The organism is Pseudocitrobacter faecalis (assembly GCF_965231525.1).
Taxonomy (GTDB): Bacteria; Pseudomonadota; Gammaproteobacteria; order Enterobacterales; family Enterobacteriaceae; genus Pseudocitrobacter; species Pseudocitrobacter faecalis.
This window is the reverse complement of the sequence record NZ_CBDDNJ010000002.1, coordinates 2,985,264-2,999,253: the sequence shown is the minus strand read 5'-3', so window position 1 is coordinate 2,999,253 and position 13,990 is coordinate 2,985,264. Positions and strand designations below refer to the sequence as shown.

Annotated in this window: 13 protein-coding genes; 5 read left to right on the top strand and 8 right to left on the bottom strand. The window is 52.6% G+C overall.

The genetic code is table 11. From position 1 onward, the window contains the following. Position 1 precedes the first annotated feature (1 nt). The 3 genes from glnS (at position 2) to chiQ (ending at position 3,849) form a co-directional block, all read left to right on the top strand. Complete coding sequence (gene glnS / locus ACOXYR_RS14915; protein WP_189623407.1) at positions 2–1,666, top strand: glutamine--tRNA ligase; 1,665 nt, start codon at positions 2–4, stop codon at positions 1,664–1,666. Between the two features lie 395 nt (positions 1,667–2,061). Continuing rightward, on the top strand, positions 2,062–3,465 hold the full coding sequence (chiP, locus tag ACOXYR_RS14910; protein ID WP_108473912.1) for a chitoporin ChiP: 1,404 nt from the start codon (positions 2,062–2,064) through the stop codon (positions 3,463–3,465). A 51-nt stretch (positions 3,466–3,516) separates the two neighbouring features. Then, positions 3,517–3,849: a ChiQ/YbfN family lipoprotein gene (gene chiQ, locus ACOXYR_RS14905; RefSeq protein WP_108473911.1), complete on the top strand. Its 333-nt coding sequence runs from the start codon at positions 3,517–3,519 to the stop codon at positions 3,847–3,849. Positions 3,850–3,901: 52 nt separating this feature from the next. On the opposite strand, the gene tcuC is transcribed toward chiQ, so the two are convergent. The 8 genes from tcuC to ybfF form a co-directional block, all read right to left on the bottom strand. Continuing rightward, entirely contained in the window at positions 3,902–5,197 is a 1,296-nt protein-coding gene (gene tcuC, locus ACOXYR_RS14900; RefSeq protein WP_421356253.1) for an MFS transporter, read from the bottom strand. 55 nt (positions 5,198–5,252) lie between these two features. Next, positions 5,253–6,392 carry a tricarballylate utilization 4Fe-4S protein TcuB gene (gene tcuB, locus ACOXYR_RS14895; protein WP_421356252.1) on the bottom strand — a complete coding sequence of 380 codons (1,140 nt, stop codon included), beginning with the start codon at positions 6,390–6,392 and terminating at the stop codon, positions 5,253–5,255. Continuing rightward, on the bottom strand, positions 6,379–7,782 hold the full coding sequence (tcuA, locus tag ACOXYR_RS14890; protein ID WP_421356251.1) for an FAD-dependent tricarballylate dehydrogenase TcuA: 1,404 nt from the start codon (positions 7,780–7,782) through the stop codon (positions 6,379–6,381). The genes tcuB and tcuA overlap by 14 nt, the downstream gene beginning before the upstream one ends. 97 nt (positions 7,783–7,879) lie before the next feature. Then, on the bottom strand, positions 7,880–8,806 hold the full coding sequence (gene tcuR / locus ACOXYR_RS14885; protein ID WP_113857506.1) for a tricarballylate utilization LysR family transcriptional regulator TcuR: 927 nt from the start codon (positions 8,804–8,806) through the stop codon (positions 7,880–7,882). A 127-nt stretch (positions 8,807–8,933) separates the two neighbouring features. Beyond that, positions 8,934–9,386: a ferric iron uptake transcriptional regulator gene (gene fur, locus ACOXYR_RS14880; RefSeq protein ID WP_013367108.1), complete on the bottom strand. Its 453-nt coding sequence runs from the start codon at positions 9,384–9,386 to the stop codon at positions 8,934–8,936. Between the two features lie 281 nt (positions 9,387–9,667). Continuing rightward, positions 9,668–10,198, bottom strand: coding sequence for a flavodoxin FldA (gene fldA / locus ACOXYR_RS14875; RefSeq protein ID WP_113857505.1), 531 nt, complete (start codon positions 10,196–10,198; stop codon positions 9,668–9,670). 150 nt (positions 10,199–10,348) lie between these two features. After that, positions 10,349–10,642, bottom strand: a complete 294-nt coding sequence (ybfE, locus tag ACOXYR_RS14870; RefSeq protein ID WP_015965345.1) for a LexA regulated protein — start codon at positions 10,640–10,642, stop codon at positions 10,349–10,351. Positions 10,643–10,771: 129 nt separating this feature from the next. Beyond that, on the bottom strand, positions 10,772–11,536 hold the full coding sequence (gene ybfF / locus ACOXYR_RS14865) for an esterase (protein ID WP_421356250.1): 765 nt from the start codon (positions 11,534–11,536) through the stop codon (positions 10,772–10,774). Positions 11,537–11,719: 183 nt separating this feature from the next. Between ybfF and seqA the strand changes: the two genes are divergently transcribed. Next, positions 11,720–12,277 carry a replication initiation negative regulator SeqA gene (gene seqA, locus ACOXYR_RS14860; protein WP_015965343.1) on the top strand — a complete coding sequence of 186 codons (558 nt, stop codon included), beginning with the start codon at positions 11,720–11,722 and terminating at the stop codon, positions 12,275–12,277. Positions 12,278–12,301: 24 nt separating this feature from the next. Beyond that, positions 12,302–13,942: a phosphoglucomutase (alpha-D-glucose-1,6-bisphosphate-dependent) gene (gene pgm, locus ACOXYR_RS14855; RefSeq protein ID WP_113857503.1), complete on the top strand. Its 1,641-nt coding sequence runs from the start codon at positions 12,302–12,304 to the stop codon at positions 13,940–13,942. The last annotated feature ends 48 nt before the right edge of the window (positions 13,943–13,990 follow it).

The following is a 13,990-nucleotide window of genomic DNA, read 5'->3' as shown; positions in this document are numbered from 1 at the left end:
GATGAGTGAGGCTGAAGCCCGCCCGAGTAACTTTATTCGTCAGATCATCGATGAAGATCTGGCCAGTGGGAAGCACACCACAGTCCATACCCGTTTTCCGCCTGAGCCGAACGGTTATCTGCACATCGGCCATGCGAAATCGATCTGCCTGAACTTTGGCGTCGCGCAGGACTATCAGGGCCTGTGCAACCTGCGTTTTGATGACACTAACCCGGTAAAAGAAGATATCGAATACGTCGAGTCGATTAAGCACGACGTCGAGTGGTTAGGTTTTCACTGGGCTGGTGATATTCACTACTCCTCAGACTATTTCGATCAACTGCACCAGTACGCGGTAGAACTTATCAACAAAGGCCTGGCCTATGTTGACGAACTGTCACCGGAAGAGATCCGCGAATACCGCGGCACCCTGACTGCGCCGGGTAAAAACAGCCCGTTCCGCGACCGCAGCGTCGAAGAGAACCTGGCGCTGTTTGAAAAAATGCGTACCGGCGGTTTTGAAGAAGGTAAAGCCTGCCTACGCGCGAAAATCGACATGGCGTCGCCGTTCATCGTCATGCGCGACCCGGTGTTGTACCGTATTAAATTTGCCGAGCACCACCAGACCGGCAACAAGTGGTGCATCTACCCGATGTACGACTTTACCCATTGCATCAGCGATGCGCTGGAAGGTATTACGCACTCCCTGTGTACCCTGGAGTTCCAGGACAACCGCCGACTGTATGACTGGGTGCTCGACAACATCTCTATTCCGGTTCACCCGCGCCAGTACGAATTCTCGCGCCTGAATCTGGAATACACCGTGATGTCCAAGCGCAAGCTGAACCAGCTTGTCATGGAAAAACACGTTGAAGGCTGGGATGACCCGCGTATGCCGACCATTTCCGGTCTGCGTCGTCGTGGTTATACCGCCGCCGCTATCCGTGAGTTCTGCAAACGCATCGGCGTGACCAAGCAGGACAACACCATTGAGATGGCGTCGCTGGAATCCTGCATTCGTGAAGATCTTAACGAAAACGCCCCGCGCGCAATGGCGGTGATCGATCCGGTGAAACTGGTTATCGAAAACTACCAGGGCGAAGGCGAAATGGTCACCATGCCGAACCATCCGAACAAACCGGAAATGGGCAGCCGTGAAGTGCCGTTTAGCGGCGAGATCTGGATCGATCGCGCTGACTTCCGCGAAGAAGCCAACAAGCAGTACAAGCGTCTGGTGATGGGTAAAGAAGTGCGTCTGCGTAATGCTTACGTGATTAAAGCAGAACGCGTAGAGAAAGATGCAGAAGGTAACATCACCACTATCTTCTGTACTTACGATGCCGATACCCTGAGCAAAGATCCGGCAGATGGCCGTAAAGTGAAAGGCGTTATTCACTGGGTGAGCGCAGCACACGCGCTGCCGGTTGAAATCCGCTTGTACGATCGTCTGTTCAGTGTGCCGAACCCGGGCGCGGCGGAAGATTTCTTGTCGGTGATGAACCCGGAATCGCTGGTAATCAAGCAGGGCTTTGCTGAGCCGTCCCTGAAAGACGCTGTTGCCGGTAAAGCGTATCAGTTCGAGCGTGAAGGTTACTTCTGCCTCGACAGCCGCTACGCTACCGCAGAAAAACTGGTGTTCAACCGCACCGTTGGCCTGCGCGACACCTGGGCGAAAGCAGGCGAGTAATCCCCTGTTTGCGAAAAAAACGCCGCCTCTGCGGCGTTTTTTTTATCTCTCATATTCGCGATGCGAATTAATCTTTTTTATGCAGGCATCACCCGTTTGCATCATTTCATACAGATACATCCCCGCAACCTACGCTATTAACATTTTCCCCTGATGAGATAAGGCGTTGCGCCGCTTAATGTTAATAAATCGCATTTGTTACAAGACGCAACGAAATATGTGCGCTTTGTCATAGTCCTGCGTTTTGCTTGCGAAAAAGGATTGATAATTCGCGTCGCGAAAAATAATCTAATCCTGTAGCAAAAGGTGCTTTTCACCACGCTACTTTTTTATCTGTTTTTTATTTTTAGCCTCTGCTTTGCGGCGGCATTTTAAAAGTCAAAGAGGATACACATATGCGTACGTTCAGTGGCAAACGTAGTACGCTGGCGCTGGCTATTGCCGGTGTCACAGCAATGTCGGGCCTGGTTATTGTTCCCCAGGCGAGTGCAGCAGGCTTTATTGATGACTCCACGCTAACGGGCGGCATCTATTACTGGCAGCGTGAGCGTGACCGTAAAGATGTGACCGATAACGACAAATATAAAACCAACCTTTCTCACTCCACCTGGAACGCCAACCTCGATTTCCAGTCCGGCTATGCCGCTGATATGTTCGGCCTCGATATTGCCGCATTTACCGCTATCGAAATGGCAGAATCCTCAGAAAGCGGTCACCCGAACGAAATTGCGTTCTCTTCTAAAAATAAAGGCTACTCGGAAGATTACTCCGGCGATAAAAGCGGTGTAAGCCTTTATAAAGCCGCTGCGAAATTTAAGTACGGCCCGGTTTGGGCGCGCGGTGGTTATATTCAGCCAACCGGTCAAACGCTGTTAGCGCCGCACTGGAGCTTTATGCCGGGTACTTATCAGGGCGCGGAAGCCGGAGCGAATTTTGACTTTGATGATGCCGGTGCGCTGAGCTTCTCCTACATGTGGACCAATGAATATAAGGCCCCATGGCATATCGAAATGGATAATTTCTACCAGAACGATAAACGCACGAAAGTCGATTATCTGCACTCCATCGGTATGAAATATGACTTCAAAAATGACCTGGTGCTGGAAGCGGCATTTGGTCAGGCAGAAGGCTATGTCGATCAGTACTTCGCCAAAGCCAGCTACAAATTTGATATCGCCGGTAGCCCGCTGTCTACCAGCTATCAGTTCTACGGTACCCGCGATAAAGTCGATGATCGCTCTGTAAACGATATTTACGATGGCACCGCGTGGTTGCAGGCGCTGACCTTCGGTTACAAAGTGGGGCAGGTTGACCTGCGCCTGGAAGGGACATGGGTTAAGGCTGAAGGCCAGCAGGGCTACTTCCTGCAGCGTATGACACCAACCTACGCCTCCTCAAATGGTCGTCTGGATATCTGGTGGGATAACCGTTCTGACTTCAACGCCAACGGCGAAAAAGCGGTGTTCTTTGGTGCAATGTATGACCTGAAGAACTGGAACCTGCCGGGCTGGGCAGTGGGGGCATCATACGTTTATGCCTGGGACGCCAAACCGTCTACCTGGCAGATCAACCCGGATGCATACTACGACAAAAACAGAACCATCGAAGAGTCTTCTTACAGCTTCGACGTGGCGTATACCGTACAGGAAGGCCGCGCGAAAGGCACGCTGTTCAAACTGCACTTCACCCAGTACGACAACCACTCCGATATCCCGAGCTGGGGCGGCGGTTACGGCAACATCTTCCAGGATGAGCGTGACGTGAAATTCATGGTTATCGCACCGTTCACCATCTTCTGATAAGTACTCAGGCGGGCCGCAGAGCCCGCCGTGTCGTATAAGGCTAATAACATGAAAAAAATGATGATGATGACCGCGCTTGTCGCGGCGCTGGCGGGCTGCGCGCAGTCTGAAGCACCCAAAGAAGATACCCGTTTAAAAGAAGCGTATAGCGCCTGTATCAATACCGCCGAGGGCTCGCCGGAAAAAATTGAGGCCTGCCAGCAGGTGCTGAACGTGCTGAAGCAAGAGAAGGCGCATCAGCAGTTTGCCAATCAGGAGACCATACGGGTAAGTGATTATCAGGCGTGTATTCTGGCGCGAAAAACCGGTAACGATCAGGCCGTGAAGAAAGATTGCGGTTTAATCTGGCAGGAAATTCGCAGCAACAATACCGCAAAATAAATCGACGAGACAGGTTTTTACGGGCGGAAGAAAATCGCCGCCCGTTTTTCTCTTAGAGTCTATTTTCTGCCGTCTGATAATCCCGGCTGAGGCGAACAAACAGCATCGCCGTGGCGGCAAGCCCGCACAAGGCGGCGCACATGAGCCACCATCCAGGGGCGCTCTTATCGCCAGTCAACTGAACTAATGCCGTTGAAATAACCGGCGTGAGGCCACCAAAAATGGCGGTAGCGAGACTGAAAGCAAGTGAAAAGCCAACTGTTCGGACATAGACCGGCATCACTTCGGTGAGTGCGGCGACCATTGCACCATTATACATACCGAAGAAAAATGAAAACCAGAGTAATACCAACGTCATACGCGTAAAATCAGGTGCCACAGTCAACCACTGCATTACGGGCCAGGTAGTGAACAACGCCAGTAATGTAATGCCCATCAATACGGGACGACGTCCAATCTTGTCAGATATCGCGCCGCCAATGGGCAACCAGATAAAATTCGATATACCAACTATCATGGTGACGATCAGACTGTCACGCGCACTGAGATTCAGTACCGCCCGGCCATACGTTGGCGTATAGACAGTGATGAAATAAAACGTCGTTGTTGTCATTGCGACCAACAGTGTGCCGGCAGTAATGATTCGCCAGTTTTTCGCGATCGTTGTAAAAATTTCTTTGGTATCCGGGCGATGCTTACGATGTAAAAACGCCTCGGTCTCCTGAAGCGAACGGCGCAGAACGAATATAAGAGGAATGATCATACAGCCAATAAAGAACGGAATTCGCCAGCCCCACTCTGAAATGGCATCGTGCCCCAGTGTTGCATTCAGGGCGTAGCCAATCAGTGCCGCAAAAACGATGGCAACCTGCTGGCTGGCGGATTGCCAACTGGTATAGAAGCCTTTATTACCCGGCGTGGCTATCTCTGAGAGATAAACCGAGACACCACCCAATTCCACACCTGCGGAGAATCCTTGCAACAAGCGTCCAATCAGCACCAGAACCGGTGCAAGTACACCGATTGTCTGATACCCCGGAACCAGCGCGATAAGTAATGTACCGCAGCCCATGATCGCGAGCGTAACCATCAGCCCTTTGCGCCGGCCAATTCGGTCTATATAGGCACCCAATACAATAGCGCCGATTGGCCGCATCATGAAACCTGAGCCGAAAACCGCAAAGGTCAGCATGAGCGCAGCAAACTCACTTTCCGCCGGGAAAAAGGTTTTCGCGATATACGTGGCGTAAAAGCCGAACAGAAAGAAGTCAAACTGTTCGAGAAAATTACCGCTTGTGACTCTGAGGATGGCGCCGAACGTGCCGGCGCGTGAGGTAGGTTGTGTCATTGGGTCTGCTCTCCAGTGTCTTCATCTTGTTTTTATAGAGGTAAGCGTTTGTGGGTTAGTCGCCAGCGACTCCCGCCTGTATTCCGCGTCGCTTCTCAATAGCCCACTTGAGTAAAGACGCGCACCGGTAAAATCCGTGGGCAAATTTTCCATAGGGTAGGGTTAAAAAAAGCGCCATTACGACCCCGAGATGGATGGCAAGCAGGATCCCCATCCACGTCGTATCTCTTACCGCCAGCAGCCCTAGGCCTGTGAGGCTGGTGAGTAATAACAGCATGATGAATCCTCGATCCATCGGCTTTTGTCGCGGATCGCCATGCAAAGGTGAGCGGCGAAAATTCAGCCACAGTAACCCTGCCGGGCCGATAAGCAGTCCCAGCCCGCCAAGGGTGCCGAGTATGACCGGCGCACTAAAGAAGGGGTAGGGGGCTTCCCAACCGGCAATATAGTGATAAGCCGTGGCGACAAGCGTGGCGGCAAAACAGAGCATAAATCCGTAAAAAGTGAAGTGATGAAAGCGACGGCGCAGCAATGTAAAGGCATCGTCTGCTTCGTTGCAGCCTTTGCCATGGCCGCCATCAAGATATTTCAGGGTGAGGGCGTCGTGAGAGGCTTTCGCGATATCTCTGACGTGCGGAGCGCCCGGTGTGATTTCTCGCCAGAAACGTATGATTCCCGCCATGAGTAACGCTACCGCTATGGCAAAAACCGAACCAAACATCCACGCCAGCAAATTATGGGGAAAGATTTGATAAAAATCGCCGGCAAGCGGAGGGTGTGTAAGCTGCCCCTTCAATGCCATCGCGAGAAGTAAAAAGAGTACCAGACCGAAAGCCAGGGCCAGAGTTACGGTCAGCCCGGCCCGACGATAGAGTGCTCCGAACGCAGCAGGTTGCGCATAATGTTGATAGGTCTCCAGGCGCACTTCCGCCATGGCTTTTGGCACATTGATAGCAAATTCATGGGGTGGCGCATACTGACAAGCGTGCAGGCAGGCACCGCAGTTGTGACATAGGTTAGCAAGATAGTTGATATCCGCTTTGCCGAACGCCAGCCGCTGGGTCATCGCCGGAAATACCGCGCAAAAACCTTCACAATAGCGGCAGGCATTACACACCTGCATCACCCGTTCAACTTCTGCTTCAGGTTCGGTCAGTATTTTCGCCTCAATAATGAGTTTCTCAAGCTGCTTCATTGCGCACCTCCCGTTTTGCCGCCAGCGCGGCTTCTTTCCCTGCGATGCGCCCGAAAGTTGTCCCGATGGACATGCCGACGCCTGCGGTATACCCCTTACCCAACACATTTCCGGCCATCATTTCCCCTGCGACAAACAGATTCCGGCTTGGGCGCCCGGCAAAATGAACCGCCGCACGATCGTTAACCCGAAGCCCAAGATAGGTAAAAGTGATCCCGGGTCTGAGGGCGTAGCCATAATAGGGGGGCGTGTCGATTGGCCGCGCCCAATGCGATTTTGGTGGCATAAGATTTTCGGTGGCACAGTTGTCGAGCGTGGTGTGATCAAATTGTCCTTGCTGGCATGCCTGGTTGTATTGGGTCACTGTCCTGGCAAAACGGGTCGCGTCAAGGCCCAGTTGACGGGCGAGTTCTTCTAACGTGTTCGCCTGAGCTCCGGGAAAAACAGGGGGCATAAAATGGCCGATCGCTTTACTGTCGATAATGGAATAACCAATCTGCCCAGGCTGTTGAGCGACCAGACGCCCCCAAATGGCATAACGTTTCGGCCAGAAATCTTCACCCTCGTCATAGAAACGTTGCGCGTCGCGGCTGACGACGATGCCCAACGATACACAATCAACACGCGTACAAATGCCGCCGTCGTAAAGTGGCGCACGGGCATCAATCGCTACGCAGTGGGATTGGGAGGGATCGCCGATGATATCCGCGCCGCTATCCATCATAAATTTGAGCAGTACACCCTGGTTAAACCGTGTCCCGCGGATCAGAAAGTTGTCGGCAGGCCATTCTCCTCGCGCGTTTTCCCCCCATGCTTCGCGCAGCCATTCGCGATTGGATTCAAAACCTCCAGCGGCAAGCACGCAAGATCTGGCTTCAATTCGCTCGTCTCCTGCCAGTGCGGCAACGAATTCTCCGTCCTGAAGCTCCAGAGCCTGCACAGGCGTGTCATAACGTATTTCCACGCCCAGATTTTCGGCGCTGCGATAGTAGGCGTTGACGAGGGCTTTGCCTCCGCCCATGAAAAAGGCATTCGTGCGGGCGACGTGCAACGCGCCGGAAAGGGGCGGCTGAAAGTTAACGCCATGCCGACGCATCCAGTCGCGGCATTCGGATGACGTACGGATCACCAGTCGGGCCAACGCTTCGTTGGTGTTACCTTCCGTGACGCGAAGCAGATCTTGCCAGAATTCCTCTTCGGGATAGCTCTCTACCAGAACGTCCTGTGGCGCGTCATGCATGCAGCGTAAATTACGCGTGTGTTGCGAATTTCCTCCGCGCCACTGGCGGGGTGCCGCTTCCAGCATGAGCACCGAAGCACCCGCTTCGCGAGCCGTCAGGGCGGCGCATAAGGCGGCATTTCCGCCGCCGATCACCAGAACATCAACCATCTTCAACCTCATTACACTTTAACTTTTTGTTAAATTTGTAATTGAAATGTACATGGCTAATTTGCAAGAGCGCTATGCTGGGTTGCTAAACAGGGGTTTAGTTAAGGTAAAGCGTTGCGCCCGGCCACTCTCCTTCCTGAACGAGTTCACGCATGACTTTGGTGAGTACGACGCGGGTGGCAAGGCCTGCGGGGGTCAATTCATTATCCGATAAACTGACCAGAAAGTTGGGGCGGCTAAGTATAGGATTGTGGATCGGGATCACTCTCAAGACTTCATTATCAAGATGCGAAACGGCAGCGCCAGGCTGAAGCGTGGCCCCCAGACCGTTTCGCACGGCCTGCATTAACAAGGCAAGACCATCAATCTCTGAGACGATATCAAGATGTATGGCGTGTTCCCTGGCCATTGTTTCTAATCTCCCACGCAGTCCGTGGCCCAGGCTCGGCATAATGAGGGGGATACCAGACAGCTGTATCGGTGATAGCGTGTCATCGGCAATGTTATCAAGCAGGGTATGGTGGGCAATGAGAAACAGTCGCTCTTCCAGGATAGGCCTGGCGCTCCAGCGAACGATTTTTTCCTTTTGAAAGACAATGGCTAAATCAATCTGACGGGTATTTATCATTCGCTCCAGATTGCCGGAAAGGCTTTCGACAACATGCAGACGCACGTCGGGGTAGCTTTCACGCATGGCTTTCATGAAGGGGATACCGAGAATAGAGGCGGTACTGGGTGCCATGCCTACGCTGACGTGTCCGGAAAGGCGTGCTTCTCTGGCGGCGAGAATCGCATCATCGGCATGGCGGATAGCCAGTTGTGCCTGTGAGAAAAAAGCTAAACCCGCATGGGTCGGCGTCACACCGCGTGACGTCCGCTGCAACAGACGAATGGCGAGATCGTTTTCCAGTCGGGTCATCTGCTGGCTAAGTGCCGAAACGCCAATATTCAGATCGAGGGCCGCACTACCCATGCTGCCGGTTTCGACAATGCGGACAAAATAGCGTAACTGGCGAAGCTCCATCTCACTCTCCAAAAGGTGGGGGATTTTACATTAAAGCAACATTAGCGGAGAGGGAAGTGAGAAAAAGGAAGTACACACCAATAAAAAAGCCAACCCGAAGGTTGGCTTTACAGAATCCTGAAGATAATTACTTCTCTACGCCATCGTGCGCGTGTTCATCTTCGCGGCAGTCACCTTCAGCGCAGTGACCATACAGGTACAGGCTGTGGTTGGTTAAGCGGATCCCGTGTTTCGCAGCGATTTCACGCTGGCGGGCTTCGATGGAATCATCGCTGAATTCGATAACTTTGCCGCAGTCGAGGCAAATGAGGTGATCGTGATGGTGTTGCTGAGTCAGTTCGAAAACGGACTTGCCACCTTCAAAATTATGGCGTGTAACGATGCCAGCGTCATCAAACTGATTGAGAACGCGATAGACGGTCGCCAGACCAATCTCTTCACCCATGTCGATCAGGCGTTTGTATAAGTCTTCCGCACTGACATGGTGATTGTCTGGTTCCTGAAGCACTTCCAGGATTTTTAACCGGGGAAGTGTGACTTTCAGGCCAGCCTTCTTTAATGCGGTATTGTTGTCAGTCATGCGGAATCTGTCCTGTTGCTAAACGATTGACTTCCAAACGCGGAAGTAACACAGAGAGTGCACCGAGTGTAATGCGTCTCATTATAGAATGACGCCTTCTAAATGAAAACAGCAAGACCTGGGCGAATAAAGATATCGAAAACGAGGCTTGACCTGCAAACTCGCTAAATTCAGAAGATATTGTACAGATTTACGCTCAAAAGTTAAAAAATTGTAGCTATTATTTTGATTGCTTCTACCTATTAATGCGGCGCGATTTAACAATCACGCCGCATTAAACATCAGGCGTTTTTAATCTCTTCCAGATGCAGCTCTTCAGAAATCTGTTTAACCCATTTTTCTACACGTTCAGCGGTCAGTTCCGGCTGACGGTCTTCATCGATAGCCAGACCCACGAAGTGATTGTCATCGGCCAGGCCTTTAGAGGCTTCGAAGTGGTAACCGGCCGTTGGCCAGTGGCCGACGATGGTCGCACCGCGCGGTTCAATGATGTCGCGGATAGTACCCAGCGCATCACAGAAGTATTCCGCGTAGTCTTCCTGGTCGCCGCAGCCGAACAGTGCAACAAGTTTGTCATTGAAATCAATTTCTTCCAGAGTCGGGAAGAAATCGTCCCAGTCGCACTGGGCTTCACCGTAATACCAGGTCGGAATACCTAACAGCAGAATGTCGAATGCAGCCAGGTCTTCTTTGCTGCTCTTGGCAATGTCATGCACGTCGGCAACGTCTTTACCAAGCTGTTTCTGAATCATTTTTGCAATATTTTCGGTATTGCCGGTGTCGCTACCAAAGAAAATGCCAACGATTGCCATGAGTTAAATAACCTCTTGAAACTTAATGATATGGTGGTGGCGTATTGCCCACAGATAAGGGCAATCATAGCAGAACAGAGAAGGGTGCGGAATCAGCAATCGTACCGGACTGCACACTCTGCTACATGAAAGCGGGATTTTACGTAATTTTCAGAGCTTTTCCTGCGCGCGGAGCACGGCTAACTGGCTCATCAGAATCTCTTCGATAAGCTCGCTGCGACTCATATCGCGCGCGGTTGCCAGTTCGTTCAGGGCATCTACCGCGTCGTTATTGAGTTTCAGTTCGACGCGCTTCAGACCGCGAACTTTATCGCGTTTTAATTGATTACGCTTATTGATGCGCAGCTGTTCGTCACGCGAAAGCGGATTGGTTTTGGGTCTTCCCGGCCGACGCTCATTTGCGAACAAATCAATTGTCGTGCGGTCCGTTTGTTCTTTTGCCATGATTCAGAGTGACTTCGGGGAAACAAGCTACCGGGAAACGCCCGGTGCAGACAGCGCGCAATCATACATCAGTGCAACCGACACGCCAACGACCACGGCCATAATGGCGCGCGGTCGTTGAGTTTTTAATCAGTCTGCTAAATAACGGCGGATGGCGCGCAGTACCGCGTCCGGTTTTTCAGCATGCACCCAGTGACCGGCACCAGCGATAACATGTGCACGCGCCTGCGGAAATTGCGAGAGCAGGTCGTCACGGTAAGCTTCGGTAACGTAAGGCGAATTCCCCCCGGGAATAAACAGTGCCGGCTGATCCCACGCCGGAATCGTCTCCCAGCCGACGATGTGCGGGTATTGATCCCACAGCACCGGCACATTAAAGCGCCACTCGCCGTCAACAAATGACTTCAGCAGAAACTGAATCACGCCTTCTTCGGCTAAAAATTCGCGCATGACGGTTGCGGCCTGCTGGCGTGAGGAGACGCCCGCGCGGGTGACGGCGTTAATCGCCGCAAAAATCTCATCGTGGCGACGCACATGATAGTCCACCGGCGCGATATCAATAGCGACCAGATGCTCGATACGTTCCGGGGCCAGGGCGGTCAGGGCCATCACCGCTTTACCGCCCATCGAGTGACCAATCACCGTGGCTTTCTCAATGTTGTGGGCGTCGAGGGTATCCAGTAAGTCTTGCGCCATCGCCGGGTAGTTCATCTCATCTGCTCGCGGCGAAAGACCGTGGTTACGCATATCGACTTGCAGGATATCGTGGTCGGTCACCAGGTCGCGTGCCAGCACGCCGAGGTTATCAAGGCTGCCAAAAAGGCCGTGAACGAGCATGATGGGGGAATTATTGTGCAGGTTTTGTGCAGATTGCGCTCGGGTATTCAATTTCATAGCAAAGTTCTTTTTTTCGCTCTGTCGGGTTAGGGTATTATGTTGGACATTCTCACATTCAGGGGCAAGATACGATTTTTATCCCATTTTTGCCGCTATCCTGGTATGACGCTATCCGCTGTTGGGTTTTGAACATATAATCCCAGCAACTTGTATTCAGAAAAATTATTGCACTGGATTAAGATGAAAACGATCGAAGTTGATGACGAACTCTATCGCTATATTGCCGCCCACACACTGCACATTGGCGAGAGCGCATCCGACATTTTACGGCGAATGCTGAAGTTTTCCGCCGCATCACAACCTGTTGTTGCTGCTCCGGTTGCCAAAGCTGAAGTCGCGCCTGCTCAGGTTGCTCCAGTTGCCGAGGTAAAACCGGTTAAAACCGCGAAAGACAAAGTTCGTGCTATGCGTGAACTGCTGCTCTCTGACGAATATGCCGAGCAGAAAAAAGCCGTCAATCGCTTTATGCTGATCCTGACGACGCTCTACAAACTGGATAACAACGCGTTTGCCGAAGCGACGGAATCGCTTCATGGGCGCACGCGTGTCTACTTTGCCGCCAACGAGCAAACCCTGCTGAAAAACGGTAATCAGACTAAACCGAAACAGGTACCGGAAACCCCATATTGGGTAATCACGAATACCAATACCGGTCGTAAATGCAGTATGGTGGAACACATCATGCAAACCATGCAGTTCCCCGCTGAATTAATCGAAAAGGTATGCGGCACAATCTAACCCTTGCATAAGAAGGATCAAGCAATGGCAATCCATAACCGTGCGGGCCAGCCTGCACAACAGAGTGATTTGATTAACGTCGCCCAACTGACCTCTCAGTACTATGTGCTGAAACCGGAAGTGGGTAACGCAGAGCATGCAGTGAAGTTCGGTACTTCCGGACACCGTGGCAGCGCGGCGCGCCAGAGTTTCAATGAACCTCATATTCTGGCGATCGCGCAGGCTATCGCCGAAGATCGTGCGAAAAACGGCATTACCGGCCCTTGCTTCGTCGGTAAAGATACCCACGCGCTCTCTGAACCGGCGTTTATCTCGGTGCTCGAAGTGCTGGCGGCAAACGGTGTGGATGTCATTGTGCAGGAAAATAACGGCTTTACGCCGACGCCTGCGGTGTCAAACGCCATTCTGGTTCACAACAAAAAAGGTGGCCCACTGGCAGACGGTATCGTGATTACGCCGTCTCACAACCCCCCGGAAGACGGTGGTATCAAATACAATCCGCCTAACGGTGGCCCGGCCGATACTAACGTCACCAAAGTGGTGGAAGATCGCGCCAATGCGCTGCTGGCCGATGGCCTGAAAGGCGTGAAACGTATTTCTCTGGATGCCGCGCTGGCGTCCGGCCATGTGAAAGAGAGGGATCTGGTACAACCCTTCATCGAAGGGCTGGCGGATATCGTCGATATGGCGGCTATCCAGAAAGCGGGCCTGACGCTGGGCGTCGATCCGCTGGGCGGTTCCGGTATCGAATACTGGAAACGTATCGGTGAACACTACAACCTGAACCTGACCATTGTTAACGACCAGGTTGACCAGACTTTCCGCTTTATGCATCTCGACAAAGATGGCGCCATCCGTATGGACTGCTCCTCCGAGTGCGCAATGGCGGGCCTGCTGGCGCTGCGCGACAAGTTTGACCTCGCGTTCGCCAACGACCCGGACTACGACCGTCACGGTATCGTCACGCCTGCGGGTCTGATGAACCCGAATCACTATCTGGCGGTTGCCATCAACTATCTGTTCCAGCATCGTCCGCAGTGGGGCAAAGATGTCGCCGTGGGCAAAACACTGGTCTCTTCGGCGATGATCGACCGTGTGGTGAACGATCTGGGCCGTAAGCTGGTGGAAGTGCCGGTGGGCTTCAAATGGTTTGTTGATGGCCTGTTTGACGGCAGCTTCGGCTTTGGCGGCGAAGAGAGTGCCGGGGCATCGTTCCTGCGCTTCGACGGCACGCCGTGGTCGACTGATAAAGACGGCATCATCATGTGCTTGCTGGCTGCGGAAATCACCGCCGTCACCGGCAAAAACCCGCAAGAGCATTACAACGAGCTGGCTAAACGCTTCGGCGCGCCAAGCTACAACCGTTTGCAAGCGGGCGCGACTTCTGCACAGAAAGCGGCGCTGTCAAAACTCTCTCCAGAGATGGTGAGCGCCAGCACGCTGGCAGGCGACCCTATCACCGCACGTCTGACGGCTGCACCGGGTAATGGCGCATCTATCGGCGGTCTTAAAGTGATGACCGATAACGGCTGGTTTGCCGCGCGTCCGTCAGGCACGGAAGACGCATATAAAATCTACTGCGAGAGCTTCCTGGGTGAAGAGCATCGCAAGCAGATTGAGAAAGAAGCGGTTGAGATTGTTAGTGAAGTGCTGAAAAACGCGTAATCTGATCGATTGTGAAAAAGGAGCCGAAAGGCTCCTTTTTTACTGGCG

Excerpts from the sequence above, each read along its gene's own strand:
- ybfF (WP_421356250.1), bottom strand. The coding sequence starts at position 11,536 with ATGAAATTGAATACCCGAGCGCAATCTGCACAAAACCTGCACAATAAT.
- fldA (WP_113857505.1), bottom strand. The coding sequence starts at position 10,198 with ATGGCAATCGTTGGCATTTTCTTTGGTAGCGACACCGGCAATACCGAA.
- seqA (WP_015965343.1), top strand. The coding sequence starts at position 11,720 with ATGAAAACGATCGAAGTTGATGACGAACTCTATCGCTATATTGCCGCC.
- glnS (WP_189623407.1), top strand. The coding sequence starts at position 2 with ATGAGTGAGGCTGAAGCCCGCCCGAGTAACTTTATTCGTCAGATCATC.
- pgm (WP_113857503.1), top strand. The coding sequence starts at position 12,302 with ATGGCAATCCATAACCGTGCGGGCCAGCCTGCACAACAGAGTGATTTG.
- tcuC (WP_421356253.1), bottom strand. The coding sequence starts at position 5,197 with ATGACACAACCTACCTCACGCGCCGGCACGTTCGGCGCCATCCTCAGA.
- chiQ (WP_108473911.1), top strand. The coding sequence starts at position 3,517 with ATGAAAAAAATGATGATGATGACCGCGCTTGTCGCGGCGCTGGCGGGC.
- tcuA (WP_421356251.1), bottom strand. The coding sequence starts at position 7,782 with ATGGTTGATGTTCTGGTGATCGGCGGCGGAAATGCCGCCTTATGCGCC.
- tcuB (WP_421356252.1), bottom strand. The coding sequence starts at position 6,392 with ATGAAGCAGCTTGAGAAACTCATTATTGAGGCGAAAATACTGACCGAA.
- chiP (WP_108473912.1), top strand. The coding sequence starts at position 2,062 with ATGCGTACGTTCAGTGGCAAACGTAGTACGCTGGCGCTGGCTATTGCC.
- tcuR (WP_113857506.1), bottom strand. The coding sequence starts at position 8,806 with ATGGAGCTTCGCCAGTTACGCTATTTTGTCCGCATTGTCGAAACCGGC.
- fur (WP_013367108.1), bottom strand. The coding sequence starts at position 9,386 with ATGACTGACAACAATACCGCATTAAAGAAGGCTGGCCTGAAAGTCACA.
- ybfE (WP_015965345.1), bottom strand. The coding sequence starts at position 10,642 with ATGGCAAAAGAACAAACGGACCGCACGACAATTGATTTGTTCGCAAAT.